The 25,598-nt window shown below is 69.0% G+C and carries 26 protein-coding genes; 7 read left to right on the plus strand and 19 right to left on the minus strand.

Translation table 11 applies throughout. The features are described 5' to 3' along the window. Positions 1 to 14: 14 nt before the first annotated feature. The gene (locus BHS09_RS34645) at positions 15 to 899 is read right to left on the minus strand and encodes a hypothetical protein (RefSeq protein WP_140800185.1); all 885 of its coding nucleotides are present in this window, start codon (positions 897 to 899) and stop codon (positions 15 to 17) included. Between the two features lie 120 nt (positions 900 to 1,019). Between BHS09_RS34645 and BHS09_RS34650 the strand changes: the two genes are divergently transcribed. Then, positions 1,020 to 3,329: a TonB-dependent receptor gene (locus BHS09_RS34650; protein WP_237080010.1), complete on the plus strand. Its 2,310-nt coding sequence runs from the start codon at positions 1,020 to 1,022 to the stop codon at positions 3,327 to 3,329. 986 nt (positions 3,330 to 4,315) lie between these two features. Then, on the plus strand, positions 4,316 to 4,888 hold the full coding sequence (locus BHS09_RS34660) for a bZIP transcription factor (RefSeq protein WP_140795643.1): 573 nt from the start codon (positions 4,316 to 4,318) through the stop codon (positions 4,886 to 4,888). Positions 4,889 to 4,916: 28 nt separating this feature from the next. On the opposite strand, the gene BHS09_RS34665 is transcribed toward BHS09_RS34660, so the two are convergent. The 4 genes from BHS09_RS34665 to BHS09_RS34680 form a co-directional block, all read right to left on the minus strand. Continuing rightward, the gene (locus BHS09_RS34665; protein WP_140795644.1) at positions 4,917 to 5,222 is read right to left on the minus strand and encodes a cyclic-phosphate processing receiver domain-containing protein; all 306 of its coding nucleotides are present in this window, start codon (positions 5,220 to 5,222) and stop codon (positions 4,917 to 4,919) included. A 99-nt stretch (positions 5,223 to 5,321) separates the two neighbouring features. Then, positions 5,322 to 5,669 carry a TipAS antibiotic-recognition domain-containing protein gene (locus BHS09_RS34670; RefSeq protein WP_140800186.1) on the minus strand — a complete coding sequence of 116 codons (348 nt, stop codon included), beginning with the start codon at positions 5,667 to 5,669 and terminating at the stop codon, positions 5,322 to 5,324. A 79-nt stretch (positions 5,670 to 5,748) separates the two neighbouring features. Further along, positions 5,749 to 5,976, minus strand: coding sequence for a hypothetical protein (locus BHS09_RS34675; protein WP_140800187.1), 228 nt, complete (start codon positions 5,974 to 5,976; stop codon positions 5,749 to 5,751). Between the two features lie 30 nt (positions 5,977 to 6,006). Continuing rightward, the gene (locus BHS09_RS34680; RefSeq protein WP_140800188.1) at positions 6,007 to 6,876 is read right to left on the minus strand and encodes a 2-oxo acid dehydrogenase subunit E2; all 870 of its coding nucleotides are present in this window, start codon (positions 6,874 to 6,876) and stop codon (positions 6,007 to 6,009) included. A gap of 117 nt (positions 6,877 to 6,993) precedes the next feature. Between BHS09_RS34680 and BHS09_RS34685 the strand changes: the two genes are divergently transcribed. Both BHS09_RS34685 and BHS09_RS34690 read left to right on the plus strand, forming a co-directional pair. Then, positions 6,994 to 7,896: a DUF1684 domain-containing protein gene (locus BHS09_RS34685; protein ID WP_140800189.1), complete on the plus strand. Its 903-nt coding sequence runs from the start codon at positions 6,994 to 6,996 to the stop codon at positions 7,894 to 7,896. Between the two features lie 113 nt (positions 7,897 to 8,009). Continuing rightward, positions 8,010 to 9,173, plus strand: a complete 1,164-nt coding sequence (locus BHS09_RS34690) for a PQQ-dependent sugar dehydrogenase (RefSeq protein ID WP_140795649.1) — start codon at positions 8,010 to 8,012, stop codon at positions 9,171 to 9,173. A 52-nt stretch (positions 9,174 to 9,225) separates the two neighbouring features. Here the strand turns inward: BHS09_RS34690 and BHS09_RS34695 are convergent, their stop codons facing one another. After that, positions 9,226 to 9,996 (minus strand): SDR family NAD(P)-dependent oxidoreductase, encoded by a 771-nt coding sequence (locus BHS09_RS34695; RefSeq protein WP_140800190.1) that lies wholly within the window; start codon positions 9,994 to 9,996, stop codon positions 9,226 to 9,228. 113 nt (positions 9,997 to 10,109) lie between these two features. Between BHS09_RS34695 and BHS09_RS34700 the strand changes: the two genes are divergently transcribed. Continuing rightward, on the plus strand, positions 10,110 to 11,024 hold the full coding sequence (locus tag BHS09_RS34700) for a LysR family transcriptional regulator (protein ID WP_140795651.1): 915 nt from the start codon (positions 10,110 to 10,112) through the stop codon (positions 11,022 to 11,024). An 18-nt stretch (positions 11,025 to 11,042) separates the two neighbouring features. Here BHS09_RS34700 and BHS09_RS34705 read toward each other — a convergent pair whose 3' ends face one another. The 7 genes from BHS09_RS34705 to BHS09_RS34735 form a co-directional block, all read right to left on the minus strand. Beyond that, complete coding sequence (locus BHS09_RS34705) at positions 11,043 to 12,212, minus strand: tetratricopeptide repeat protein (protein WP_140795652.1); 1,170 nt, start codon at positions 12,210 to 12,212, stop codon at positions 11,043 to 11,045. 194 nt (positions 12,213 to 12,406) lie between these two features. Then, positions 12,407 to 14,725 carry a M56 family metallopeptidase gene (locus BHS09_RS34710; protein WP_140800191.1) on the minus strand — a complete coding sequence of 773 codons (2,319 nt, stop codon included), beginning with the start codon at positions 14,723 to 14,725 and terminating at the stop codon, positions 12,407 to 12,409. Between the two features lie 4 nt (positions 14,726 to 14,729). Then, complete coding sequence (locus BHS09_RS34715) at positions 14,730 to 15,113, minus strand: BlaI/MecI/CopY family transcriptional regulator (protein ID WP_090487935.1); 384 nt, start codon at positions 15,111 to 15,113, stop codon at positions 14,730 to 14,732. Positions 15,114 to 15,240: 127 nt separating this feature from the next. Beyond that, positions 15,241 to 16,653, minus strand: coding sequence for a hypothetical protein (locus BHS09_RS34720; protein ID WP_140800192.1), 1,413 nt, complete (start codon positions 16,651 to 16,653; stop codon positions 15,241 to 15,243). A 133-nt stretch (positions 16,654 to 16,786) separates the two neighbouring features. Beyond that, positions 16,787 to 17,281 (minus strand): hypothetical protein, encoded by a 495-nt coding sequence (locus tag BHS09_RS34725; protein WP_140795655.1) that lies wholly within the window; start codon positions 17,279 to 17,281, stop codon positions 16,787 to 16,789. Positions 17,282 to 17,433: 152 nt separating this feature from the next. After that, a complete protein-coding gene (locus BHS09_RS34730; RefSeq protein ID WP_237077746.1) occupies positions 17,434 to 18,984 on the minus strand; it encodes a phospholipase D-like domain-containing protein in 1,551 nt (516 codons plus the stop codon). 131 nt (positions 18,985 to 19,115) lie between these two features. Further along, complete coding sequence (locus BHS09_RS34735; RefSeq protein ID WP_140795657.1) at positions 19,116 to 19,355, minus strand: chaperonin; 240 nt, start codon at positions 19,353 to 19,355, stop codon at positions 19,116 to 19,118. A gap of 470 nt (positions 19,356 to 19,825) precedes the next feature. Between BHS09_RS34735 and BHS09_RS34740 the strand changes: the two genes are divergently transcribed. Both BHS09_RS34740 and BHS09_RS34745 read left to right on the plus strand, forming a co-directional pair. Next, a complete protein-coding gene (locus tag BHS09_RS34740) occupies positions 19,826 to 20,401 on the plus strand; it encodes a hypothetical protein (protein ID WP_140795658.1) in 576 nt (191 codons plus the stop codon). A 59-nt stretch (positions 20,402 to 20,460) separates the two neighbouring features. Beyond that, positions 20,461 to 21,246 (plus strand): hypothetical protein, encoded by a 786-nt coding sequence (locus BHS09_RS34745; RefSeq protein ID WP_237077747.1) that lies wholly within the window; start codon positions 20,461 to 20,463, stop codon positions 21,244 to 21,246. Positions 21,247 to 21,262: 16 nt separating this feature from the next. On the opposite strand, the gene BHS09_RS34750 is transcribed toward BHS09_RS34745, so the two are convergent. The 6 genes from BHS09_RS34750 to hemF all read right to left on the minus strand — a co-directional run bounded on the left by BHS09_RS34750 (position 21,263) and on the right by hemF (position 25,546). After that, positions 21,263 to 21,691, minus strand: coding sequence for a hypothetical protein (locus tag BHS09_RS34750; protein ID WP_140796718.1), 429 nt, complete (start codon positions 21,689 to 21,691; stop codon positions 21,263 to 21,265). Between the two features lie 23 nt (positions 21,692 to 21,714). Then, on the minus strand, positions 21,715 to 22,359 hold the full coding sequence (locus tag BHS09_RS34755; protein ID WP_140795660.1) for an anti-sigma factor family protein: 645 nt from the start codon (positions 22,357 to 22,359) through the stop codon (positions 21,715 to 21,717). Between the two features lie 72 nt (positions 22,360 to 22,431). Further along, complete coding sequence (locus tag BHS09_RS34760; RefSeq protein WP_174258981.1) at positions 22,432 to 23,046, minus strand: RNA polymerase sigma factor; 615 nt, start codon at positions 23,044 to 23,046, stop codon at positions 22,432 to 22,434. An 81-nt stretch (positions 23,047 to 23,127) separates the two neighbouring features. Continuing rightward, positions 23,128 to 24,060, minus strand: a complete 933-nt coding sequence (locus BHS09_RS34765) for an Immediate early protein ICP0 (RefSeq protein ID WP_237077748.1) — start codon at positions 24,058 to 24,060, stop codon at positions 23,128 to 23,130. A gap of 75 nt (positions 24,061 to 24,135) precedes the next feature. Continuing rightward, positions 24,136 to 24,639 (minus strand): hypothetical protein, encoded by a 504-nt coding sequence (locus BHS09_RS34770; RefSeq protein ID WP_140800193.1) that lies wholly within the window; start codon positions 24,637 to 24,639, stop codon positions 24,136 to 24,138. Position 24,640: 1 nt separating this feature from the next. Further along, complete coding sequence (hemF, locus tag BHS09_RS34775) at positions 24,641 to 25,546, minus strand: oxygen-dependent coproporphyrinogen oxidase (protein ID WP_140800194.1); 906 nt, start codon at positions 25,544 to 25,546, stop codon at positions 24,641 to 24,643. Positions 25,547 to 25,598 lie beyond the last annotated feature (52 nt).

The raw sequence follows: 25,598 nt of genomic DNA on the forward strand, positions 1-25,598 counted from the left end.
CTCCTACCAACATCTCAGGGGGCAGGGGCCGTGCACGGAAATCCGTCGCAGCCGTGCACATAGAGGGGCCGTCCGAGGAGCCTCCGAGCGGGCTCCCCTGGCGGGCGCTGCACCGGCTCGTACCGGGTGGTCCGGAGATCCATCGCGAAAGCCTGCTCGTCCCCCTGAGCGCAAGCGATCAGGACGCGCTCGGGGCGCTCGAGCCACCACAAACCCGCTACTTCACACGGCAACTCCACGGGGAGTGGCGTGAGGGTTCGTGCTTCGTAGAAGCGGAGCGAGGCCTCGTCGAGCACGGCGGCGAAGGTGCCCTCCGCTCCCACGGACAGCCGTGCTTCCGCCCCGGATACCGGCACCTGTCCCAGCACCGCTCCGTCAGGCGCCACCGAGACGAGCTGCCCCTCCGCATCGAGCGCCAGCACCCCGCCCTCGTGGCTGACGAGCGATACTGGGGAGAAGTCGCCCATGCGCATGGGCTCGGCCCCGTCGTCGCGCCAGAGCTGTCCGGCCTGCGACCACCAGAGGCGATTCTCCCGGTCGAAGGTGACGGCGCGTACGCCCGCCAGGGGGAACCGCTGGGAGCCCTCCGGCAGGGTGCAGACCGCCATGGCCTGGGCGCCGTAGACGGCGGCGCGCGAGGCATCCGGCGAGACGGCCCAGCCCAACAGGGGGCGTTGCAGGAGACGGGCGAGACAGTGGTTCAGCGCGCCGAAGTGCGGATCCGAGGTGGGCGCGGAGATGAGGTAGGGCAGGCTGGTGGTGGCGATGTAGACGAGCAACCCGAGCGCGGCGGCGGTGGCCACGGTGAGCGGCCATGGACCGGCTCGGCGCAGGCGAGCCTCCTTCGCGGAAGCGCGCGCCGCCTTGCCTCCTGACACCGGACTCTCGCGTCCACTCACGGCGGCTCCTCGCGGCGGCGTTCCTGACCTTGCCGGGGGTTGTGTCAACAGCGGCCCGGCGCCACGTCCCAGTTCGTTTCCCCACGACAGCACAGAACGGGACCGAAGGGTGGCCGTGCCATGCTGTTCCGGAGGGGAGACAACGCACGCATGGTGGGGGAGAAGGCGCTGCGAATCGTGGGAGTCGCCCTGGCCGCGCTGCTGACGGTCGGTGCGGCGGAGAATCCACGGAGTGCCATTCTGGGCACGGTCATCGATGCCCAGTCACGGCAGCCCGTCGCGGAGGTCGTCGTGACGGCGAGCCTGTCCGCACAGGGCGGTGAGCGCATCGCCGTGACCCAGTCCGATGGAAGGTATCGGATTCCCGACCTGCCCCCGGGCGACTACACACTCCGCTTCGAGCGCGAGCTGTTCGAGCCCTACTCCCTCCCCCTCTCCGTCAGTGAAGGGCGCGCCTTACGCGTCAACGTCGAGCTCCAGCCGACGGAGCCAGGAGAGGCCGTTGGATTGTTCTGCGGAGGCCCGACTGTCGACACGGGCAGCTCGACACTTCGGTTCATCCAGTGGCGAGAAGACGTCTCGCGCGTTCCGGTCAGTCGCCCAACGAAGTGGGCTGGCGCCATGCGCACCTCGGACAGCCTCGCGGAGTGGGTGCCCGGCACGGTGGACAGCGTGGACGGACGGTCCTTCAGCGGTGCCACTCCCTTTGAAAACGAATACCTGCTGGATGGGCTTTCGACTCGCGATCCGACCACGGGCCGCAACCTGCTCCCGCTGAGCCAGGAACTGGTCAGCGACATCAGCGTGCTCACCGGCGGATACATGCCGGAGTACGGACGTACCACGGGCGGTATCATCGACCTGAAGCCAGTGGTCATCTCCAATGAGCTGCATGGTGAGGTCTTCGCGAACTGGGCACCGGGCGCGATGGAAGGAGCATCGAGCCCCGCGACAGGCCCCCGCCCCGCCGTCTCCTCGAACGGCGCGCTCCGTCACCTGGGGGACTTCGGCGGGACACTGGGAGGTCCGCTGCGCAAGGACCAGCTCTGGTTCTTCGCGGGCATCGTCCCCGCGCTCAGCCGTGTCGAACAGGATGCCGGTTTCATGGACCAGCGCAGCATCCAAGCACTGGCCAGGCTGACGTATGCCATCAACCACAGACATTGGACGTCGCTGACGGTCGTCACCGCGCCCGCGTTGATGCGGGGGATGGACGGCGCGCAGGCTCCGTGGGAGGTGGACAGCGACACGGTCATGACCGTGCTCGCCTACAACGCCATGGTCCTCGACGGACGCGTCACGCTCGATGCCAAGGCGAGCTGGCTGGGCCACGATGTCACCCGGCTCTCGCCTGTTGGCCCTGCGGGCGTCGACACGGACCGATTCCAGGCGAAGACGCAGGCCTCCTATTGGCTGAAGGGCCTGGGACACCATGTGCTGGCAACAGGCCTGGAGCTCGAACACGTGGTCCAAGGCCCATCGCAGGCCGCCGGCATCACCAGCAGCCTCTTGAGCGGGTTCGTGCAAGACCGATGGACCTTGAACGACCGGCTCACGCTGAATGGAGGCCTTCGCTACGACGCGCAGTTCCTCGATGCGGACGAGCGTGGAAACATGACGCATCACCAGCTCTCACCGCGAGTCGGGCTCGTCTTCGACCCCGGTGGGAACGGCCGGATGAAGCTGTTCGCGCACGCCGCGAAGTATCAGGGGATGGTCCCCCTGGGGTTGCTCACGCCGAACGTGCGCATCGCTTCGCGGCTCGCGCCGACGTCGTCTTCCGAATTCGTCGCGGGCGCTGAGCATGAGCTCTCCCTGTTCGCGCAGGCAGGTGTGACCTATACGCGCCGCCGCCTGGATGATGCGCTCGCGACCATTGTTGACGACGGTGCGGGCGGGTCCCTCTTCGTCAATCCCGGCGCGGGCCCTGCGGCCAACTTGCCGAAGGCAACGCGCACCTACGATGCCGTCTCGGTGGAGTTGGGCCGCAGCTTCTGGGACGGCTGGCAGGCCCAGCTCCGTTACACATGGTCTCGGCTTCATGGGAACTACACAGGTCCCTTCGGCGCCGAAGGTGGACGGCCGCTGTCACAATCGCGGTTGCTCGGAGCGGACCGGCCCCATGTCTTCAAGGCCTTTGCATCCAAGGAGTTCACGCTCACGCGGAAGCTCACGCTCAACGCGGGCCTCGCATACCTGGGCGCGACTGGAACACCGCGCGAAGCGGACAGCACGCGGACGCCCTGGGTCCACACCATCGATGCTCAGCTGAGCGCTCGCTACGGTACTGCCGACCAGCACTTGGTGACGCTGAGCATCGACGCGTTCAATGTGCTCAATGCCCAAGCTGTCCTCCGTGAGGAGACGTTGCGGCCCTTGCAGTACCAGGCGCCACGGCAACTCCGCCTCGGGGTTCGCTACGCCTTCTGAGGCAGACCGCCTCCGGCCGGGGGTGGCCGGCTGCTGTTCGGAAATGTCGGGACATTTGGCGCCGGCGAAAACCCCCGACAGTTCCGAACAACAAGCTCTGGAGTCGCTCCCAGCACCCGGGAACGGTCAGCGCTCTACGCGCTGCTGATACAGCAGACCAGGAGGCTGCTCATGCAACAGGGCCATGCCTATGAACGTTTTCGATGTTCCCGGGCCGTCATGCCCCAGGGCGGGAGCGTCCTAGAGGGTGGGCTCTTCAGGGGCTTCCTGACGCCAACGCTCCCTGCATGCGGCCATCCTCCTGGCTGTTCGCCTGTTCCCGCGCTTGCCGCCTCGCCCCCGGACCGCACCTTTTCAAGGAAAAGGGAAAGGAACCGACCATGCGACGCGCCATCACCCATGCCGCCCTGACCTTCAGCCTCCTCACGTCGTCGGCTGGGCTCGCCCAGTCAGCAGGCGGTGGCTCGGCCGGAGCCGGAGGCACGGCGTCTGGCGGAACGCCGGGCGTCGTCCAGCCACAGGGCGCCTATGAACCAGGCAACTTTTCGCCTCCGCCGCAACTGGCTCCCGGCGACTCGGGAAGAAACTCGATGGACACGATTGAGACCAATACCGGCGCGGAGCCCGTTGCCGCGCCACCGGCGGGCGCGACACGCGGGTCCACCCCACAACCGGGTATTGGCGGCAGCGGACAACCTGACACATCCGCGAACGCCGCCGACGGCACCTGGGGAACTGGAATGAACGTTCCTTCCACGAGCACGACCGGCACAGGTGGGTCGGGCATGAGTGGCACCGGTGGAACGGGCACGACCAGCGGAAGCACGAACACGGCAGGCGCGAACTCCGGCGTTAGCGGTACGGCGACCGGCGGCAGCGGCGTGTCGACAGGCTCCAGCTCCGATGTCGGCGGTACGGCGACCGGCGGCGGCCTGACAACAGGCTCCAGCTCCGACGACAGCGGTACGGCGACCGGCGGCAGCGGCATGACGACCGGCTCCGCGACGGGTGGCGCTGCCGGCAGCAACACGATGGGACCCCAGCCCTCTGCGACGGGCCCGGGCAGTTCGACAGGTGGCAGTGAAACACCGGCTGGCGCGACCACGGGCGGCGCGGTCAGCGACGGCGCAGCGGAGACTCAGGCAGCCAGCGGCGCGCGGCCCGAGAACCTCGAGCAAGAGGTCGCGCGGCTTCGCGACCAGGTCCAGCGGCTCGAAGCCGAGGTGAACACCTTGCGGCGCGAGGGCACGGGGACGGGCGGCTCAGGGACGCAGGCCACGGCGTCTGACGCGGACACGGGGACCACGGTGCTGGCCAGCGTCGTCATGCAAGGGCGGGTGGCCTCCGTCGGAAAGGACCACGTCGTGGTCCGCGACGCGGAGTCCGGAGACACCTTCAACCTCTTTGTGACCAACACCACCCGCATCAGCGCCAACGGCAAGCGCGTCTCACCGCAACAGCTCTCCGAGGGCACGCCCGTGCAGGCCGCGTTCAACTACATCGCGGATGGTGACACCTACGCCACGCAGATTCGGGCCTATCCCGGCCGCAGGCGCTGAAGCCCCGCCCCTTCACCTGGGGACGAGCTCAACCACCCTGCCCTTCCTGGACGAAGCGCTCGATGCGGGCGATGGCCAGCGTCATCTTCTGTCGCGCGGAGCTGTTCGCCGAATGCACCTGGACCCGTGGCGGCACGAAGCCACGGGTCGCCACGGCCTCTTCCAGCCACAGCAAGACGTCATATCCGGTGCCATGCGCGTCGTCGCCCAGGTCGTGGTCCAGGCTCAGCTCCGTCACCTGCCCGGACTCCAGCAGCGAAATCGCTTCTTCGGGCCACCACACACGCACCCAGCCATCGGGAGTGGCCCGTTCGTCATCCAGATAGACCTTCATGGCATCCACGCCTCGCGTTCGGTGACACAGCGGTCCAGGGACGCGCCTGGAGCGCCGTGACTGAATCCAACGACGACGAAGCTGGCGGCCTCACCACGGCTACGCCTGCCCCTCCAGACTGGCCATCGCCTTGCCGATGTAAGCGAAGAGCGCAGGGTCCAACCCGTGCTTCGCCGCGACCTCGGGCTCCTGCTGATGCGTCGCATTCAGCGCCCCTTCGATGCCAGGGTCGCCTCCCGTGAACGCCTTCAGCAGCTCCCGCCAGCGCATGGCCAGCGAGCGCACCGGCTCGCTCGTGGGGTCCGTGCCCTGGTCCATCTCCGCGCGGACGCGGGCGATGAGATGGGGCCACTCGGCCTCGACCTGGCGGATGGCCTCCTCGCCCAGGGCCTCGCGGTGGGCCTTCAACTGCTGGAGTTGCTCCGGCGTGTAGTGCTTCTCGAACATGATTCACACCTCATCCCGCCACGGCAGTGTGGCGTGATGAGATGGGTACGGCCTCACGCGGCGTGAGGATCAAGCGGATTCAACGCTCGTCATCCGAAGCGCCGCCCGCGAGCTTCCGCAGCTTCGCCGCGAACGGGCTCTCTTCTCCAGCCCGCAGCGTCCCGCCTGCCATCCGCTGCCGCCGCGCCAGCGCGAGGCCTCCCTCGGCGGGCCCTTCCAGCGCCTCCTTCTCGAAGCGGTCCTGCCCACCGAGCGCGCGCCCCACGGGGCGCGAAGCACTGACACGGCGGTTCGTATCCACGGACATGAAGGCCCCTTTCGAAGCAGCGGCCCGATGCTACCCCACCTCCGCACCGCTCGCAGCCCCGCCCTCGTCTGGCGAAGCCGAGCCCCACGTCCCCTCCGGCGCCTCCAGCGCGGCGCCGATGTCGCGCAAGACACGCGCGGCGTCCTCCACGCCGATGAGCCGGGCGTCCCAGGTGCAAGTGAGCGTCATCACCTGCCCAGGCACCAGCGCGCCCGCTTCCACCACGGGCTCCGTCCGCACCGCGCCCGGCGCCAGCAGGAGGGGCACGCGCGTGTATGGCACCAGGGCCACATAGCCCCGCTCCAGCCCCAACGAGCCCAGACTCGTCACCGCCACCGAGCCGAACGGGTCCCACGGCATGCCCACCCAGCGCAGGTCCACGTTCAACGTGAACCAGACGAAGGACAACATCCGCAGCGCCAATCCCATCAGGAAGCCAGGGATGAGCGAGGAGCGCCGCTTGCCACGTTCGATGACGGCATCCCGGCGCGCTCGGACCGCTGCGATGCGCGAGGCCATCGTCTCCGCGAACGCACCCAGTGACAGCGAGTCCGCACGATGCACCGTGGCCGTCGTCAGGTCCGCGCGCCCCGTCTCCGCGGGCTGCACCACCAACACGCAGACGCCGACCTCCTTGCGCCGCCAGGGGCGATTCCAGCGCATCAGGACATTCGCTTCGGGATGGCGGCACAGCGCATCCGCGGCGGCCTTGGCCACCAGGTGCGTCACCGTGAGGCGCTGTCCCGTCCGGGCGCGGAAGGCTTCGAGGAAGGCCACCGCTCGCTCCATGCGCACCTCCACCGCCGCATAGGCGCTGGGGTCTCCCGGCGAACGCCATGTCCCCAGGGCGAGCTTGCGGAAGGCACCGGCCGGCGGTGCGGGCTGAAGGTCGAGGTGCACGGGCAACGTCCGCCTTCGCACGGAGCCCGGTCCCCTGCAACTGTGGGCCATGTCCGGAACCCTGCGCCTGGCCCGCCGCCCTGTTAGACAGGGGCTTCCCTCCCCCGAGGCCCCGACATGACGCCCATCGCCCTGGCCCTGTCTCTCGCCCTCCAAGCCTCGCCAGCCCCCCAGAACATGTCCCAGCCCCCCGCGCCCACCGCCGATGACTTGCAGACGTCCACCCGCGCCTGGCACGAGCAGCGCGTCCAGCGACTCCAGGCGGAGGACGGCTGGCTCACCCTCGTGGGCCTGTTCTGGCTCAAGGAAGGCGAGCAGACAGCGGGCTCCGCGCCCGAGAGCGACCTGGACTTCCCCGCGGGCACGCCCGCGAAGCTGGGCACCTTCACGCGGCAGGGCAACACCGCGCGCTTCCAGCCCGCGCCCGGCGTCACCTTCACCCGCGACGGCCAGCCCTTCACGGGCGGCGCGCTCCAGTCGGACGAGAAGGGCACGCCGGACGTGCTCAAGCTCGGCAACGTCAGCTTCCAGCTCATCCTCCGAGGCGACAAGCTGGGCGTCCGCGTGAGGGACTCCGGCGCGGCGGCGCGCAAGCAGTTCCAGGGCATCCCCACGTACCCGGCAAGCAACGCCTGGCGCATCGAGGCGCGCTTCGAGCCCGCGCAGACGCCTCGGATGCTGCAGGTCCCCAACGTGCTGGGAACCATCGACGAGATGAAGGCCCCCGGCACGCTCGTGTTCACCGTGGCGGGCAAGGAGCACCGGCTGACGCCCGTGGAGGACGGCTCGGGCAAGCTCTTCATCATCTTCGCGGATGAGACCAACCGCGACGCGACCTACGGCGCGGGCCGCTTCCTCTCCGCGGACATGCCCACCGACGGGCGCGTCGTGCTCGACTTCAACCGGGCCTACAATCCGCCCTGCGCATTCACGAAGTTCGCCACCTGCCCGCTGCCTCCGCGCGGCAACCGGCTCGCCACGCGCGTGGAGGCCGGCGAGAAACGCTACGCGGACCACTGACGCCGGGCCTGCCTCCAGGTCTCAAGCAAGCAGCCCGGCACGCGCGTCCGTCCCTGGACGCTCCGTGCCCGGGAGGCTGGCGCATCCACGCGCTCGCGGACATTAGTCCACTCATGCGCGCCTCTTTGACGCTCCTCCCCGCTCTCGTGGTGCTCGCCCTGTCCGCCTCCGCCTGCCGCAAGAGCCAGGCGCAAGGCACCGCGTCTCCCCAGGACTGCATCCTCGTAAAGAAAGGCTGGGGTGCCGACGGCACCGTGCCCTTCAATGTCGAGGTGGTGGCGCGGGGCCTGGAGACGCCGTGGGGCATCGCGTGGCTCCCCGGAGGCGACGCGCTCGTCACCGAGCGCCCGGGCCGCATCCGCCTGCTCAAGGACGGCGTCCTCCAGCCGCGGCCCGTGGCGACAGTGCCCGTCGCGGACGCCGCGGAGGGCGGCCTGCTCGGCATCGCGACCCACCCGGACTTCGCGAACAACCGCCAGTTCTACATCTACGTCACCACGGACGCGGGCGGCACCGAGGAGAACCGCATCGAGCGGTGGACGCTGTCGGAGGACCACACCACGGCGACACACGAGCGCGTCATCTTCGGCGGCATCGCCTCCGCCAAGTATCACGACGGTGGGCGCCTGCGCTTCGGCTCGGATGGCATGTTGTACGCGGGCACCGGTGACGCGAGAGACCCGGACCGCTCGCAGAACGCGAACGACCCGGCCGGAAAGCTGCTGCGCCTCACGCCGGAGGGAGCGGTGCCCCAGGACAATCCCATCCCTGGCTCGCCCGCGTTCCTCACCGGCATCCGCAACCTCCAGGCCTTCGACTGGCGCGACGCCTCCACGCTGTACATCGCGGACCACGGCCCCAGCGGCGAGACGCTGCGCCGGGGACACGACGAGGTCAGCGTCGCCCGCCGCGGTGACAACCTGGGATGGCCCGGCATCTACTCGTGCGAGACGCGCGAGGGGCAAATCACACCGTCCATCACCTACAAGGACGCCATGCCCCCAGGCGGCGCCGCCATCTACACCGGAACGGCCATCCCCGAATGGAAGGGCTCGCTGCTCATCGGCACGCTGGGCTCACGCCACCTCCAGCGCGTGGAGTTCGCGCCGGATTCGAGCCGCGTGACCAGGCACGAAGTGTACCTGCGCAACACCCACGGCCGGCTGCGCGAGGTCATCATGGGGCCGGATGGCCACCTCTACGTCACCACCAGCAACTGCGACGGACGCGGTGACTGCGGCCCGGACAAGGACGTCATCCTCCGCCTGAAGCGCTGAGCACGGGCCTTCAGCGCTCCAGCCTTGTCCAAGGACGCTGGAGCGCGCGCCGTCAGAGCATCATCCCACCCGAGGCCTCGATGCGCTGGCCCGTCACCCACGCGCTCTCCGGCGACAGCAGCATGGCGACCGCATCCCCGATGTCGTCGGGCTGACCCACACGGCCGAGCGCAACCTGGGCGGCCAGGGTCTTGTTCAGCTCCGCGTTGTCACGGACGACGCCGCCCCCGAAGTCCGTCGCGGTCGCGCCCGGCGCGAGCACGTTGACGGTAATCCTCCGGGGTCCCAGCTCCTTCGCGAGGTACCGGGTGAGCGCCTCCACGCCCGCCTTCATGGTCGCGTAGGCGGCGTGGCCAGGGGAGGTGAAGCGCGCGAGCCCGGTGGAGATGTTCAGGATGCGCCCACCATCCGCCAGCACCGGCAACAGCCGCTGCGTGAGGAAGAACGCCCCCTTGAGGTGGACGTTCATCAGCGCGTCGAACTGGGCCTCGGTCGTCTCCGCGAAGCTGACGTTGATGCCCATGCCCGCGTTGTTCACCAGGAAGTCCAGCCGCTCGCGCCCGAAGTGACGGCCCAGCTCCGTCCGCACCGCTTCCACGAAGGCGCCGAAGCCCCGCGTGTCCCCCACGTCGAGCGGGAGCGCCACCGCCTTGCCGCCTGCTGCTTCAATCTGCTTCACGACCGCCGCCGCTTCGTCCGCGCCGGTGCGGTACGTCAGGATGATGCCGGTGCCCCGGGCCGCCAGCTTGAGCGCCATGTTCCGCCCCAGTCCACGGCTGCCCCCCGTGATGAGAGCCACGGGCATGTTCTTCGAGGTGCTCATGTCCAATCCTTTCAGGTGACGCGGCGGTGCGCCGCACCTGTCCATGAATAGTGAGCCATGAGCGGATTGAGAAAGAGGCTGCGCTCCGACACACTGTTTCGATTGGAGAAACAATGAGCCTGGACCTCGATTCGCTGAAGATATTCGTGAAGGTGGCCGAGCTCGGCAACTTCACGCGCGCGGGTGAGCAACTAGGCATGCCCAAGGCGCGGGTGTCCCTGCGGCTGAAGGCGCTCGAAGCGGAGCTCGGCTGCCAGCTCTTCCAGCGCTCGACGCGCGTCGTGCGGCTCACGCCGGATGGAGAGGAATTGCTGCCCCGGGCGCGGCGGCTGGTGCAGGAGGCGGATGAGCTCGGCACGCTGTTCCAGGCGGCCAGGGGCTTGCGCGGGCGCGTGCGCATCGACCTGCCCGTCAACGTCGCGCGCGAACTCATCCTCCCGCGCCTGCCGGAGCTGCTCGCGCGGCATCCCCACCTGGAGGTCCTCATCAACACGACGGACCGGCGCACCGAGCCCTTCCGGGAGGGCTTCGACTGCGTGCTGCGCGTGGGCGCACAGAGGGACTCGGAGCTGGTGGGGCGCAAGCTCGGCGTCCTGCGAATGATGAACTACGCCAGTCCCGCGTACCTGAAGAAGTACGGCACGCCGCGCAAGCTGGAGGACCTGGACCGGCACCTCGTCGTCCACTACTCCCCGGGGCTCGGCGCGGAAACGCCCTCGTTCGAGTACCCGCACGAAGGCGGCTACCGCGAGTGGCCGATGCGCAGCATGGTGACGGTCAGCAGCGTCGACGCCTACGTCGCGGCGTGCCGGGCGGGGCTCGGCATCATCCAGATTCCAAGACGCAGGTCGCGTCTCGATGTGGGCGAAGGCGAGCTCGTCGAGGTGCTGCCGGAGCTCACCTGCATGCCCATGCCCGTTTCGCTCTTGCACACCTACGGCAGGAGCCTGCCGCGCCGGGTGCGCGTGGTGATGAACTGGCTCACCGAGCAGCTCACGAACTACTTCGAGCCGCACGAGGAGGGCTGACGCCCTCCCGCCGGTGCGTCAGGCGCCGAGCTGCTTCAGCAGCTGCTCGGCCTGCGCGCGCACTTCCTCGGCGCCCAGCGCCAGCGCCTGCTTCGCATGGCGCGCCGAGAGTTCCTTGTCAGAGGGGAAGGTGCCCAGGGCCAGGTTGAGGTGCGTGCCCGCGTCGTTCGGGTGCGCGCCCAACACGGGCGCCAGCAGTGCCGCGACCCGCGAGTGCTCGTTATCCTGCATCAGCACCACCGCGAGGTCGTTGGTGGGACCGGGGTCCGTCGGAACCGTGGCCACGGCCGCCTCCAGCAGCTTCACTGCCTCGGCGCGCTCGCCCAGGGCGAGGTGCATCTGCGCCAGCGCGTGCTGGGCCTGCCAGCTTCCGGGCGCCTGCCGCAGCACCTCCGCGAAAACATCCCTGGCCTCGGCGAAGGAGCCAGCGCTCATCGTCGCCAGGCCGTACAGGTAGAGATAGGTGATGCTGGAAGGGTCCAGTTTGCGCAGCTCCTGAGCCACGCGCCTGGCGCCATCCGAGCTGCCTGCGGACAGGTACAGCTTGAAGAGGTCCTCCAGCACCGCACGCTGAAGCCCACCCCGGGCCTTCTCCAGCGCCTGCGTGGCGGCCTGGATGGCCAGACCCAACTGGCCGCAAGCGGCATGAGCCCGCGACAGCATCAGCAGCGGCATGGCCTCCTGAGGCGCGCCCTCGGCGGCCCGCAGGAAGTGAGACACCGCGCCATCCGGCTCGTTCTGCTGAAGGCGGATGCGTCCCAGCTCGAAATGGACGTGGGTGCTGCCAGGTGAAATCTGGAGCACGGACTCGAAAGCGGCGCGCGCTCCCGCCAGATCCCCGCGCTCGAACAGCAGCGAGCCCAGGTTGAAGCGCTCGAAGTAGCCCGCGGTAGGCGCGGCAGCCAGCGCCTTGAGGGACTCCAGCGCTTCCGGATTGCCCGCCTGGGCGCGCAGCATGGCGAGGTGCGCCTGCCCCTCCGTGTGGTCCGGCTTCGCCTTCAGCAGGCGGAGCACGGCGGCTTCCGCATCCGCCGCCGCGCCGGTGCTCAGGTGCACTCGAACCAGGCCCAGGAGGCAATCCACGTCGTTGGGATCAATGGAGAGCCCCTTCTGGAAGCTCTTCACCGCGTCCTGGGTCTGTCCCGTTTGGAGGAAACGACCCCCTTCCTGAGCATGCGTCGAAGCCATGCATCAGGGTCTACCACGGGGTGCCGAGTCCGGGCAGTTCACGGAGCCACTTGCCCGTGCGGTCTCGCCTGCGGAACCGAGCGCCCGCCCATACTCGCAGCGGCATCCGCCTTCGCCTCGAAGTGCGAGGGCTCGGTCTGCCACCCCGGCGGGAGGTATTGAAGACCCACCCTCCTTCGAGAACAACGGGCGCCTCAGGTGGGCATCGGCTGGCCCAGGCCCTTGCGCAGCGCCTCGTCGATGAGGCCCTGCACCTTCGTCTCCGCCTCCTTCACGCGAGACTGGTGCTGCTCGCTCAACTTGGACTGCTCCAGGTGCAGGGCGTGCTGCTTCTCACTGAGCTGGTGCTGCTCCTTGCTCAGGATGGACTGCTTCTCGGCCAGTCCCGCCATCTTCGTCTCCAGGGCCTTCATCTCCTCTTCCAGCTCGCGGTCCTGCTTCTTCAGCTCGGAGCGGCGGCGCTCGCGCTCGGCTTCGGGCAGGGCGTCCAGGCGCGATTCCTCCAGATGAAGCCCGGACTGCTTGTAGGCCAGGTCACCCAGCTTGCGTCCCAGCCCGCCCTGCTCGTGGCCCAGGGTGGCCTGCTTCTGGCCGAGCACCGCCTGCTGCTGGCCCAGGGCGCCCTGCTTCTCTCCCAGCGCGCTCTGCGCCTTGCCCAGCTCGCGGGTAGTGGAGAGCGCCTCGCGAACGGACTTCAGCGTGGCCGCGTCGCGGATGATGAACGCCTCGCCCTTGCGGCGGACGAAGAGAATCTCTTTGTCCTTCTGCTTGAAGGTGCGCGCCAGCTCCAGGTCGACCGAGCTGCCGTTCATCATTGCCATGCCGTCCGCGAGCAGCACGTAGCCGCTGTCCGGGTCGCCAGGGGGTGGCGGCGTGGGTGGAGACGGAGGCGTGGGTGGAGACGGAGGCGTCGGCGGAACGGCGGCGATGTGCGGCGAGCCCCCCACGATGCGCCGCGGTGTGACGACAGCAAGGCGCGGAGCAGAAGGTGCCTGCGGCGTTCTGGGAACGGACGGCGACAGAGCGACAATGGGCGGCGCGGGCGGCAACGAAGCGGAGCCGGGCGACGCGGGCGGAGCGCTCTTGGCAGCGGTGGCTCCGGATTGCGTGCTCGGTGCCGGCGTGCTCTTGGCGGTGGCGGCTCCGGATTGCGTGCTCGGTGCCGGCGTGTCCATAGCGACGGTGGACGCAGGCTTCGGCGACGCGGTGCCGCTCTGTCCTGACGCCGCCGACTCGGGCGCCAGGCGAGGTGCACCACCCGCTTCGCGTGCAACGACCTGGAAGGGCACCAGCGCAGCGACGCCCATGGCGGAGAGCGCCACCCTCAACAGGCGCCGGATTCGAGGGGGAACGGCATCGACATGCTCCAGCATGCTCAACCTCCTGTGCAACGCATCAACGTGAGATGAAGCCCCCAGCGCAGCGGCCGTGCCGGGAGTTCTGGCGATTCCAAAGGCGAGAATCAGTTCGCCATAGTCCGCGAGTTCCGCATCCGTGAGCCGGATGGCCTCGGCGTCACACGCCTCCTCACGGGCCAGCGCGTACTCGCGAGCCGCTCGCCGCGCGAGCGGATGGAAGAAGAAGAGCGACTCCGCCAGCGCGGGCACCCAGCCGAGCCACAGGTCACCGCGCCGCAGGTGCGCCAGCTCATGTGCCAGCGCCATGCGCAGAGCCGCCACGGGCAACCGTCGCACCGCCTTCTCGGGCAGCACCACGACTGGAGACAGCAGCCCCGTGGCCAGCGGGCTGGCCACCGATTCGGAGACCAGGAGTCTCGGTACGCGCCGCAGTCCCGCGGCAGCGGACAGCTCCCGCACCTCCGCCTCCAATCCAGGGTGAACCAACGGGCGTGCGGACTGGCGCAGGCGACGCACCGCAAGCCCGCCCTTCACATGGCCATGCACCTGCCACAGCACGCCGGCCCCCCACACCGCCAGAAGCAGCCCCACGATGGCGCGGCCCCACGGGAAGGGGGCACCAGGCGAGGCCACCGCGCCCGCATCAACAGCACCGGCTGGAAGCTCTGGCATGGCGCCACGCCGCGCAGCCTCCACCTCAAACGCCGCGAAGGCCGTGCGCTCCCACGATGAGCCATCCATCGACGAAGAAAGCACCGAACCGTGCATGGCCGATTCATCCACGGTCACGGACACCGCGGAGTCCACGCCCTCCCCTGGAGTCCGTAGCCGCTGAGCGTCCACCGCCACGGGCTTCGATACACGCGACACCGTCTCCCGCGCGGAAGCCCCGCTCCACCAGGACTCCACCCGTGCCACGCCAGCAGCCACCTGCGCGGGCAGCACCGGCAACGCGAGGGAAGGCAACCACCCCAGCGCCACCACGAACTTCAGCGCAACCAACCACCAGAGCCCCGCTCGCAGCGACGCCGGCAGCTTCGGCCACGCCCTCGCCACCGCCCACACCAGCACGGCGCAAAGCGCCCCCTGCCACGACGCCCGCCACAGACCCGACGACGCCCACGCCCCTACGTGCGACAGCCAGTCCGTGCCCATATCGCTATCCCTTCCGCTTCTTCGAGCGCAGCCGCGCCACGACGTCCTGGAGCTGCGCCAGGTCCTCGTCGGACACGTCCTCGGCCTCGGACAGGTACGCGGCGAACGGCGACAGCGAGCCCGATAGTGAGCGCTGCACGAAGTCCCCCACCACGTCCCGCAGCAGCTCCGACGCCGGCACGGGTGAGGCGTACTGGAACACGCCCTCCACCTTGCGCCGCGTCAGGTAGCCCTTGAGCCGCAGCCGCTCCATGACGGTGAGGATGGTGGAGCGCGCCAGCCCCTGCGCCTCGCCGAAGCGCTCGGCCACTTCGCCCACCGTCGCCGGGCCGTGTTCGGCCACGTACCGCAGCACCAACAGCTCCTGCTCTCCCACCGGCTTCTTCATGGACCATCCCGTGACGACAGCTGTAGTCACGAAGAAGGTACGACTGACTACAACCGTAGTCAAGCCGGGCAAGAAGACAGCGGCGGCAGGGCCCTGAAGGCCCGTCCGCCGCTCGAGTCACTGCCGTTCAGCGCTGGAAGTCCACGCCGACGCCGGCGCCCGCGGTGACACCTCGCACGAGCGTGCCGTCCGGCTGTGGGAAATGAACGGTTCCGCCGGAGCCCCAGGCATAGAAGTGGTTGAGGATGCGCTGGCGCAGCTCCACTCCCGCCGAGTAACGCGGCCGGTCTCCCAGGCCCGTCAGCACCACGCGCGCCAGCGCCCGCGTCCTGCCGCCCGGCAATTCGAAGCCAGCGGACACATCCGTGTCCGTCCTGCCAAAGCCGAAGTACTGCGCCGCCACGCTGCCCAGCAGGAGCAGCTCGTTGGGGTTCCCCTTCGCGACACTCAGCTCCGCGTAGCCAGCGAAGCCCGACGGAAGCACCTCGTCCGCGATGGGCGTCTCCGACAGACCGACGCCGGAGAAGCGGCCCAGCTCGTAGTCGGGACCGAACATGCCGAAGCGGAAGCGGCCCCCCTGCTTGCGGCCCTGGACCGTCACGCTCACCTGCGTGCCACTGGCCATCTGACCTTCCAAGGCCACGCCCAACAATCCGCCGAAGGCCGGCGTGTAGGCCTTCGTGAAGCGCGCGCCGCCGCCCAGCAGGGCCCACGCGCGCAGGCGCTCACCCTTGTACAGGGCAATGTCTCCGCCCACCGACGCCAGGGTGAGGTCGGGCGAAGTGCCGCCCGCGCGGCCCGCGTCATGTGCCGCGGACAGCCGGATGAGGTAGCGGTCGAAACGATTGGCGTCGTCACTGGCCATGCGGCCGATGTCCAGCAGCGCCTCGCCCACGAAGATGCGCGCGGCGAGCACGTCACTGGCCAGAATCTCCGCGCGGACCGCGCCCTTCACGAAGGTGAGCGAGCCACCCGCGGGGTGATAGTCCGGCGCCAGCGTGTTGCTGTAGCGGCCCACCAGATAGCCGCGGCCCAGTGTCTCTTCGGAGAAAGGCTCGACGCGGAGGAAGAAGGGGCGACCCTCCTGGCCGATGCGCAGCATGCGCACCACCTGCCCGAGGTCACTCAGCTCATCCCAGTCCTCACGTCGCAGGCCGCCGCTGTAGTCCTCCGTGGTCGTGGGCGCTTCGTCCACCACCCGCAACCGCAGGTTCGCCCCCAGCCGCAGCACGAAGGTCTCCCCGTGCGTCAACCCCAGCGAGGGGTAGATGCGCGCGAAGAAGTCCTGCCCCCCGCCGCGAGGCCCTGAGGGAAGGCTCAGACCACCGACCTCCAACTGGCCGCTGAAGCCGAAACCCACGCCGCCCGTGCGGGTACTGCCCGGAGGCGCGGGCTCATCCAGACGCGCGGCGGAGACAGGGGCACCTTCCCCCCGCGATGTCGAGGGGACCTCCTCCGAAGTCACCTCCTCCACGGTAGAGCTGCCGTCGTACTGCGTGGACACCAGGGCGAGAAGAGCGAAGAGGGGGGCGCCAGTCATCGTCCCTCGACTCTACCTGTCCATGGCTCGAGACGAAGCAGGTGACTGCATCCGCGTGTGGGTGCCACTGCGGACCGTCGGCACACGCGCCCCCGCCTGGCGTCAGCGGGCGACGCGCGACCTTCACGCCGCGTCAACGGCTGCCGTCGACTTCAACCTCGTCGGCTTCCACTTCCCGCGTCTCTACATCGCTGGCGTCGAGCTCCTCGACCTCGGACTTGCCGTCCACCGGCTCGCGCTGGATGTTGCCGGAGCCGCCCACGCCATCCTTGCGGGCCTCTTCACTCTGCTGACCGCCCAGGAGCGGGCCATCCTGTACGTCGTACTTCTCGCCCTCCGGCGTCGTCACCGAGGTGCCCGCGCCCATGCCGGGGCCACTGCCACCGGTGGCCTCACCATCGTAGACGGTGGGCGCGTCCTGCCTGTCCCGGCGCTCGTTTTTCGTCACGTCCGCGGCCTCACCGGCGCTGCGGTCATCCCATTCAGGAGACGTGTCCACGGACTCGGGCGCCGTCGTCTCCGTGCCCGAACCACCGATGGCGCTGTCATCCGCGCGCGTGTTCGCCGAGTTGCTCGAACAACCCCAGAAGGCCAGCGCCGCCGCTGCGGCCATGAGAGGAAGCTTCATGGTGAATCCCCCTTGCGTGAGAGAAGTTGTGCTCTCGACAAGGTGGCGCCCCGCGCGGCAGGGACAACCCGCCGGCCGTGCCCGTGCTCCCGGGCCCGTCCCAAGGCAGGCGGGCGGGCAGGGCCTTGGCGGCCTCCCGCCTCCGCGCGCGGCTACCCCTCGTCCTGCGCACAGGGAAGGATGGCGCGGTGCTGGCGCTCGGTGCCCGTGCCCACCAGCCAGCGCGACAGCAGGCGGACACCGGAGGCGAACAGCCCGTCCTCGGCGCGGTGGAGCGCCTCGAAGAGGGACTCGTCCAGCACCGACTCCTCGGGGTCGATGATGAGTTCCTCCGGCTCCAGCGACTTGAGCAGCGGGCTCTGGTCGAACACCGTCGACATCGGGTGGACGCGCAAGCGCTGCAGCCCCATGACGGCCACGTCGTCCAGCCAATCCACCAGTGCGCTGTCCGCGGCCGCCAGCAGGCGCAGGGCCGCCATGCCCGCAAGCCCCGCGTGCTCGGCCATCAGCGACACCCGGATGCGGCGGATGGCGCGCATCGTCGCGTCATTGGGCGCCTCCGCCTCCCAGCTCAGGTTCAGCTCCGAATCCAACCCGAGGCTGCGGTTGGTGGTGTTCGCCGAGCCCAGCGTGAGGAAGCGGTCATCCACCACCATCACCTTCGAGTGGATGTACGTGTAGATGTCCGTGCCGGTGCGCACGTCGTGCCCCGCGGAGCAGTACACGCCAAAGGCATGTCCCGTCTCGTGCGCCACGCGCTCCAGCGCGCGCAGCAACCGCACCTGGGCAATGCCCATGGCCAGCTGTTCGCGCAGCGCCTCCGGCTGCTGCGGCAGCACCAGGACAACCTGCAGCCGTCCCCGCCAGGGGGACCGCATGCGCTTCACCAGCGCCTGGAAGATGGCCCGCGAGGAGAAGTACTGGTTTTCGATGTAGATGAAGCGCTCGGCCGAAGCGATGGCGTCCAGATACAGCACGGCCACCTCCTGCACCGCGGGCTGCGGCGGGAGGAGCGTCTTGCCGAAGGTGCGGCTGATGGCCACCGGCCCCGGCGGTGCCGGCAGGCTCGGCGTGAAGTCCACGTCATCCCGAGACACCCTGGGCAGCCGCAGCTCACCGCCGCCCGAGTGCGCCCAGCGCGCCTCGAACAACTCCGCCAGGCGGTCCACCACCGGCCCCGTCAGCACGGACTGCACGTCATGGTAGGGGCCGTGCGGATCCCTCCCACTGTCACAGCGCAGCTCCGAGTGCACCGGGTGCTCCCGGTCATCCCACCGGCAATCACAGACATCCATGCCGCCGGTGAAGGCCACCGCGCCGTCGATGACGACCAGCTTCTGGTGATGCGCGCCATACAACGGACTGGAGGCGTCGAAGCGGAAGCACACCTGCCCGTTCGCCGTCCAATTGAAGATGAGCCGCTGCATCCACTCGCGCTCCATGGCGAGCAGCAGGCTGAAGTCCCACGCCAGCACATAGACGCGCAGCTCCGGGTTGGCCCGGCACAGCTCGTCCAGCATCGGCAGCAGCCGTGACTCGCCGCGCGCCTCGCGAAGGTCCTCGCCTCGCAGCAGCGCCACGTCGCTGTCGAACTGCCAGCCGGTAATCGCGATGTAACGACGGGCCTTCTGCGCGGCCCGGTACAGCTCCCGGTAGTAGTCGCGCGCGTCCACCAGCACGCCCGCGTCGCTCGCCTCCTCCACCGTCCAACAATTCCGTCCGGGACTGATGATGCGTCTCACAGGTGCGTCCCTTCCCGTCCCCGCCTCGGCCTCCCTCACCTGGCGCCACCGCCAGGTCCTCCTGCACCGCACACGCCCCGGATTGGCGTGTGTCAGCCGACGAAGACGATGTGCTTGCCCGTGGCGACCGTCATGTCCTTGGAAGACATCACCTGCGCCACCTTCTTCACCTCGCCGCCCACCGTGTCGAAGGCCGCCGCGATGAGGTCACCCAGCGTCACCTGCACCTGGCGGGCGCTCCGGCCAGCCCCCTTCACCGCGCTCGCCGTCGACACCTTCATCTCCTGGGCCTTACGACGGATGACCTGTCCACGCTTCTGAGTCTTCGCCATGATTTCGTCTCCAAGGGTGAAGGGGTTTGCTTGTGCTGCTCCCTTCAGCAACCAGCGTGCCGACCGCCAACCCCGCGATTTTCCGAAGGCCGGCTGCTTGCCCCCCCGCCCCGGGGACCGGACTTCTGACTTTTTTTCAGCCCTGTCCCGGCAGGCTTCCGACGGAAGTTCTTCCATGGGGCCTGAAGGCGGCGTCCGGCCGCTGGGGCACTCCGCCGGGGCAGGTTGCCCCGCTGGGGCATCCCGCCCCACGCGGCCCTCGGATGCTCGCTCCCGCGCGCCGCGTGGCCTCACGCCCACTCACAGCGAAGCCCAGGTCGCCTCCTGTCATACCGACCGCGCGGGTCGTTATTGCGCCACGGGGAATCCCATATCGAATCTTCCGGAAAATTACAGACATGTAAGTCTATTTGAAAATATAGGAAAAAGCCGCTTCAATACGTGTCACTCCTCACGAGGGCGTTACCCGTATGGAATTGAAGACTCCCATCAGCGCCACCGCACCGACCCTTCAGCCCATGTCGTTCCAGGGCATCGAAGTCATCGGCCAGTCGATTCTCGCCATCGTCAACGGAATGGAGCTCGCCCAGTCACGCGCGTTGCGCATCCTGGGGGAGAACGGCATCGCGCCGCTGAAGGCGGATGCCTGGTACCCCATGCCCGCCCTGCTGAAGTCGTTCCAGCTGGTGTTCGACAAGATTGGCCCCAGCACGGTGAGGACCATTGGCCGGAAGATTCCGGACAGCGCGCACTTCCCGCCGGACATCGACACGCTGGAGAAGGGGCTGCGCGCGGTGGACATGGCGTACCGGATGAACCACCGCGGCAAAGGCACCATCGGCGGCTACCGCTTCGAGCCGGTGGACCGGCGAAACGCTCGCATGGTGTGTGACAACCCCTATCCGTGTGACTTGGACCTGGGGCTCATCGAAGCCATTGGCGACCGGTTCCGTCCCAAGGATTCGCTTTGGGTGCGTATTGAACATGAGGCCAAGAGTTGCCGGCGGCGCGGCGACAGCGCCTGCACGTACAGCATCAATTGGTAGCGGAGTCCCGCCAGCGGGCCGGGGGCGGCGCATCACCAGACACCCCAGGGAGGTCCATCATGAAGGAAGTGCTCCAACACATCGCTGTGCGCGAGGCGCGCTTCGCAGCGCACCCCTTCTTCTCCGACATGCGGATGGACCGCCCCATCGAACAGGTGATGGCCTTCGCCCCGCGCCTGACCTTCTGGGTGATGACGTTCCAGGACGTGCTGCGCCTCAATGCGCACTTCATCCAGGACGCGCACCTCAAGGCGCTGGCCACGCGCCACCATGCCGAGGAAGGCGGGCATGACCAGTGGTTCGAGGACGACATCTCCGCGCTCACGGGCGGCTCGCTGAGCATCGGCACCATGTACGGCCGCGCGCACGTGAAGACGCGTGACGCGGCCTACGCCATCATCAGCGAGGTGTACCGCCCCGTGGATGACCGGCTGCGCATCGTCCTGCTGTGGGCGCTGGAGTCCACCAGCCATGTCTTCTTCAGCCGCACCGCCATCATCAGCGCGGCGCAGGGCGCGGACGACCGGCTGAAGTACTTCTCCGACCACCACATGCAGGCCGAAGCGCAGCACGCCATGTTCGAACAGGAGCTGGCGGCGGAGCTGGAGGCCATGCGGCTGTCCCCGGAGGTGCGCGCGGACGCCCTGGCCATGGTGGACCGCATCTACGCGGCGTTCGACACCATGTTCGACGGGCTGCGCGTCCACCTGGAGCGGGAGCACGCCGAGGCCCCCGCACCGGGCCTCCAGGCGCACACCGCCACCGAGGAAGTCCTCCCCCTGGAGATGGAAGAGGACCTGGAAATCATCGTCCTGGAGGCGGACGGGGAAGCCCGCGCAGCCTGAGGCGGCGCTGGGGGAACTACCGCGAGGGAGGGGAGAGCACGAGGATGAGCTCCCCGCCCACGTACTTGCCGGCCTTCTGGTAGACGGCGCCCTGGCGGCCCAGCTCCACGTCCAGCGTGGGCTGACGGGGAATGGCCACGCGCACCGTGGCCGTGCCGTCCTTGATGCCCTGCAACTGCAGCGTCGCGTTGGCGCCGTTGGGCAGCTTCACCTCGGAGGCGCTCTTCGCGCTCACCGTCAGCACCTCATTCGAGAGGCGCTTGAACGAGGTGAAGCTGAAGTTCTGCTTCTGGAACTGCTCCTTCATCTTCTCCAGTTCGGGCGGGTCGACCTCGGTGCCCTTCTTCGAGGCGAGCACCACTTCGACCTGGACCTGGACTTTCGCGTCTTGTGCACTGGCGGCCATGGGCAGCAGCAGGCCCAGCCCCAGCAGCGCCCACAGCATCCGGCCCGACGACTCGTGTCTTCTCACAAGGAACCTCCCGACGGCCTGGGGGCGTCGGGGGCCGGGCGCGCGGGGCCGTTGCGCCCGCTTGCGTCTGGTTGACCGACACCAGTCTGGTCCTTCCGCTCACCCTTCTCCGCGCCGGGAGACAGGACGTCCGAGTCCTCGTCCACCAGCCAGATGATGGTGCCCCCATTGTCCGTCTCCATCACCACCGGCGCCACCTCGGCGTTGCGGTAGGGCTGGATGGACTTCACCGTCATGCGCTCGGAGGCGTACCCCACCGGCGCCCGGTCGCTCGTCAGCAGGGGTACCCCCACCAGTAGCAGCACGGCCGCGGTGGCCAGCGACGAAATCATGGCGGTGCGCTGGTAGAGGAACATTTCGGACACTGCCAGCTTCAGCCGCTCCATGAGGGGCGGCTTGTCCGGCGTCACCCGCGCCATGACGCGCTGGGTGAAGTCCTTGAAGTCCACGTCGTCCAGGGCCATGTCCAGGCCCACCCGCAGCAGACCGGATTCCGCGCGAAGGTCCGCCGCCCGCCCGGTGCAGTCCCGGCAGGCCGCCAGGTGCCGCTCCACGTTGACGCGCTCGCCGGAGCTCAGCTCTCCGTCGACGTACGGGGACAGCATGGGTACGAAACGCTCACACGCGGGATTACCGGCCATTGGTTCCACCTGCTTGCAGGAAGGGGCTGCGAAAATTGGGACGGGCAGGTCCCTCAGATATTCGAGGCCCGCTCACTCACTGCCCACACCGCTCTTCGCTTCGTCCAACTCCAGGTATTCACTGAGGATTTTCTGGACCTTGGCCCGGGCATGGAAAAGCCGGCTCATCACCGTGCCCTTGGGGATGTCCAGGGTGCGGGCGAGGTCGTCGTAGGACATGCCCTCGATTTCCCGCAGCAGGAGGATGGCCCGGTGCTTCTCCGGCACCGTGGACAGGGCCTCCTGGATCTTCTCCGCCAGTTCGCGGCGCAGGGCGCTCTTCTGGGGATTGGTGCCCAGCCGGCTGCCCAGGGCGCCGATGCGGGCCTCGGACAGGTCCACGGCCTGGCTCTCGTCGAACTCCACGACCTCGCCGCCCCCGCCACGCTTGCGGATGACGTCGATGCAGATGTTGACGGTGATGCGGTAGAGCCAGGTGTAGAAGGACGAGTCGCCCTTGAAGTGGTCCAGGTACTTGTAGACCTTGACGAACGCCTCCTGGGAGACGTCCATCGCTTCCTCCTTGTCCTTCAGCATGCCCAACGCAACGGCGTACACCTTGCGCTGGTAACGCTCGACGAGGAGCTTGAAAGCGCGCTGGTCGCCGGTCCGGACGCGCTTGACGAGAGTGAGGTCGTCGGTTGCCAAGTGGGTGCGGCAACCTAGCACAAGCGGACACAATCCAAGGAGATTCGCGCTGGCGAAGGCGCCGCCGCCGGGCCGACGGGCCTAGAGGCTGACGAGCGCCGCCACGACCAGCGCGATGGCCAGCAGCACCAGCAGTGCGCCGAACGTCACCCGGTCCCACTGCCCCTCCGCCACCGCCCCGTCGTCCGGCCCCGCGCGGAAGCGGTGCAGCACGTTCCACAGCATCCGCGCGCCCAGGCGGCGGTTCGTTCCGCGTCGGCGCCGGGCGTCCCCGTCTTGCGGCTCGTCCTCCGATGAAGAGGCCTCGTCGCGCGGACGCAGCGCGGGCATGACCGGGCCGTGAAAGGCCGTGGCCGCGCGGGCACCGGCCGCCTGGACAAGCGGCTGCTCGGCTGGCCGGGCTGCGGCCTCCTCGGAGTGGCGCACTTCGGGAGGCGGCTCCAGCCGCACCTCGGCGGCCCGCATCCGGGCTTCGGCGGGGGTGCGGGCTTCCATCACCCACAGGCCCCGCGTCACGCCGTCCTCGCCGGTGTGAGCGTCCCGCAGCTCGGCGAAGCCCTGTCCCTCCAGCGCCTCGCGGAAGGCCTCGCCCGCCTCCGGCTCCGGCGGGTGCCGCGCCGCCGCCGTGGCGTAGGCCGTGTAGAACGCCCACAGCCGCGTGGCCCGCTCCGAGCCCGACACCTGCGGAGGCGACAGATGCGAGGCCAACAGCGCCGCGTCCGCCCCGAAGCGCTGCCCCAATGCCTCCTGCCCCGGCGTGTCCTCCAGGCCCGGTGGCACCAGCTCCGCCACCGACTTCACCGGCGCGCGCTCCTGGCCGCCCATGGGTGGGTGCAGGGACGGCGGCAATCGCGGGCGGAAGTTGTCCCCCGGCCGGGGCGGCTGCGCCGGCGGACCCCAGTCCTGGGGCTGAGGCCCCTGCGCGCCCGGACCTTCGGGGCGTCTGGCGCCACCACCGCCCCCCAGCGAGCGGAGGGCGCGGTCAATCACGTTGGGGATGCGGAAGGAGGACATGGGCAATGCCTCACGCTGACTTGGGGCCCGGCTTCCTGATTTTCGGCGGACGGAAGCGCCGGGTTGCGCGGCGGACTACTCGCCCTCGCGCTCCACCTCGATGGGCGTCGTCATTCCGTTGGCATCCAGACGAACGCGGTAGAGGGAGTTCAGCCCGTCGCCGTCGAAGTCACCCCGCGCGATGCAGGACACCTCCGGCTCGCCCACGGGGCTCTCCTGCACCACCACCTGATACTGGAATTGGACCTTTCCGTCGGGCTCGAAACCAATCCGTTGAAAGGCTTCGTCCTTGGGGAAGGGCACGGCCCTGCCGCCGCGCGGGACCTCCTTCGGCGTGGGGCCCGCGGAGACGTAGACGCCGTGCTCGTCACGATAGGCCTGGACGGCGTCACACAGCGCGAGCACGTTGACGCGGGCCTCGGCGTCGCTGGGGGGCACCGCCTGTGTGGCGGGGCGCCTTTCCGAACACTGCGTCACCAGCAAGTGGCCCGCGGTCACCGCGAGCACGACGACGACGAGGATGGGGTGGGCCCGCCTCCTCCGGACCGGCGCATTCCAGTCCGACTCATTCCAAGCCATCTCAGCCTCCGCTCGCCCAGTCGCGTGGCTGGCGCAGCACCTCCACCAACCGAGCCTCCGGCGTGCCGGGCTCGGGGTGGTGGTCGTAGCGCCAACGGACCTGAGGCGGCAGGGACATGAGGATGGACTCGATGCGCCCGCGCGTCTCCAGTCCGAAGACGGTGCCCCGGTCATAGACGAGGTTGAACTCCACGTAGCGCCCGCGCCGCACCTCCTGCCAGAAGCGCTGCCCCTCCGTCACCGGCGTGTCCTTGCGCCGCTCGGCGATGGGCAGGTACGCGTCCAGGAAGGCCCGGCCGCAGTCCTGGATGAAGGCGAACTCCTTCTCCAGCTCCCCGCCCATGTTCTCGAAGAAGATGCCGCCCACCCCGCGCGTCTCCTCGCGGTGGCGCAGGTAGAAGTACTTGTCGCAGGCGCTCTTGAAGCGCGGGTAGTAGCCCGCGTCGTGCTTGTCACAGGCCGCCTGGTGCACGCGGTGGAAGTGCGCCGCGTCCTCTTCATAGAGGTAGTAGGGCGTCAGGTCCGCGCCGCCGCCGAACCACGCCTTCCCGCCCTGATGGATGAAGCGGTAGTTGGCGTGCACGGTGGGCACATGCGGGTTGCGCGGGTGCAGCACCAGGGAGATGCCACCCGCCCAGAAGTGGCGGCCCTCGCCCTGGAGCTTCTGCGCGAACTGTTCCTCCAGTTCGCCGTACACCACGGACGTGTTGACGCCGGCCTTCTCCAGCACGGCGCCGTCCTCCAGCACCCGGCTGCGTCCACCGCCGCCGCCCGGCCGGGTCCAGGAGTCCTCGCGGAAACGCGCCGAGCCGTCCAGCCGCTCCAGGCCGCCGCAGATGTCGTCCTGCAGCGACCGGATGAAGCCCGTCATCCGCTCCTTGAGGCTCTCCACGTCCACCGTCGTCATTCGCTCTCCCGAAGGCTCGGCGCGCGGGGCGCCCGCGTCAGGCCTACACCAA

The organism is Myxococcus xanthus, assembly GCF_006402735.1.
GTDB lineage: Bacteria > Myxococcota > Myxococcia > Myxococcales > Myxococcaceae > Myxococcus > Myxococcus xanthus_A.

Bases quoted from the DNA above. Each gene is read 5' to 3' on its own strand.
- BHS09_RS34650 (WP_237080010.1), top strand. From the start codon at position 1,020: ATGCTGTTCCGGAGGGGAGACAACGCACGCATGGTGGGGGAGAAGGCG.
- BHS09_RS34660 (WP_140795643.1), top strand. From the start codon at position 4,316: ATGACGACCGGCTCCGCGACGGGTGGCGCTGCCGGCAGCAACACGATG.
- BHS09_RS34665 (WP_140795644.1), bottom strand. From the start codon at position 5,222: ATGAAGGTCTATCTGGATGACGAACGGGCCACTCCCGATGGCTGGGTG.
- BHS09_RS34670 (WP_140800186.1), bottom strand. From the start codon at position 5,669: ATGTTCGAGAAGCACTACACGCCGGAGCAACTCCAGCAGTTGAAGGCC.
- BHS09_RS34675 (WP_140800187.1), bottom strand. From the start codon at position 5,976: ATGTCCGTGGATACGAACCGCCGTGTCAGTGCTTCGCGCCCCGTGGGG.
- BHS09_RS34685 (WP_140800189.1), top strand. From the start codon at position 6,994: ATGACGCCCATCGCCCTGGCCCTGTCTCTCGCCCTCCAAGCCTCGCCA.
- BHS09_RS34690 (WP_140795649.1), top strand. From the start codon at position 8,010: ATGCGCGCCTCTTTGACGCTCCTCCCCGCTCTCGTGGTGCTCGCCCTG.
- BHS09_RS34695 (WP_140800190.1), bottom strand. From the start codon at position 9,996: ATGAGCACCTCGAAGAACATGCCCGTGGCTCTCATCACGGGGGGCAGC.
- BHS09_RS34700 (WP_140795651.1), top strand. From the start codon at position 10,110: ATGAGCCTGGACCTCGATTCGCTGAAGATATTCGTGAAGGTGGCCGAG.
- BHS09_RS34705 (WP_140795652.1), bottom strand. From the start codon at position 12,212: ATGGCTTCGACGCATGCTCAGGAAGGGGGTCGTTTCCTCCAAACGGGA.
- BHS09_RS34710 (WP_140800191.1), bottom strand. From the start codon at position 14,725: ATGGGCACGGACTGGCTGTCGCACGTAGGGGCGTGGGCGTCGTCGGGT.
- BHS09_RS34715 (WP_090487935.1), bottom strand. From the start codon at position 15,113: ATGAAGAAGCCGGTGGGAGAGCAGGAGCTGTTGGTGCTGCGGTACGTG.
- BHS09_RS34720 (WP_140800192.1), bottom strand. From the start codon at position 16,653: ATGACTGGCGCCCCCCTCTTCGCTCTTCTCGCCCTGGTGTCCACGCAG.
- BHS09_RS34725 (WP_140795655.1), bottom strand. From the start codon at position 17,281: ATGAAGCTTCCTCTCATGGCCGCAGCGGCGGCGCTGGCCTTCTGGGGT.
- BHS09_RS34735 (WP_140795657.1), bottom strand. From the start codon at position 19,355: ATGGCGAAGACTCAGAAGCGTGGACAGGTCATCCGTCGTAAGGCCCAG.
- BHS09_RS34740 (WP_140795658.1), top strand. From the start codon at position 19,826: ATGGAATTGAAGACTCCCATCAGCGCCACCGCACCGACCCTTCAGCCC.
- BHS09_RS34745 (WP_237077747.1), top strand. From the start codon at position 20,461: ATGAAGGAAGTGCTCCAACACATCGCTGTGCGCGAGGCGCGCTTCGCA.
- BHS09_RS34750 (WP_140796718.1), bottom strand. From the start codon at position 21,691: ATGCTGTGGGCGCTGCTGGGGCTGGGCCTGCTGCTGCCCATGGCCGCC.
- BHS09_RS34755 (WP_140795660.1), bottom strand. From the start codon at position 22,359: ATGGCCGGTAATCCCGCGTGTGAGCGTTTCGTACCCATGCTGTCCCCG.
- BHS09_RS34765 (WP_237077748.1), bottom strand. From the start codon at position 24,060: ATGTCCTCCTTCCGCATCCCCAACGTGATTGACCGCGCCCTCCGCTCG.
- BHS09_RS34770 (WP_140800193.1), bottom strand. From the start codon at position 24,639: ATGGCTTGGAATGAGTCGGACTGGAATGCGCCGGTCCGGAGGAGGCGG.
- hemF (WP_140800194.1), bottom strand. From the start codon at position 25,546: ATGACGACGGTGGACGTGGAGAGCCTCAAGGAGCGGATGACGGGCTTC.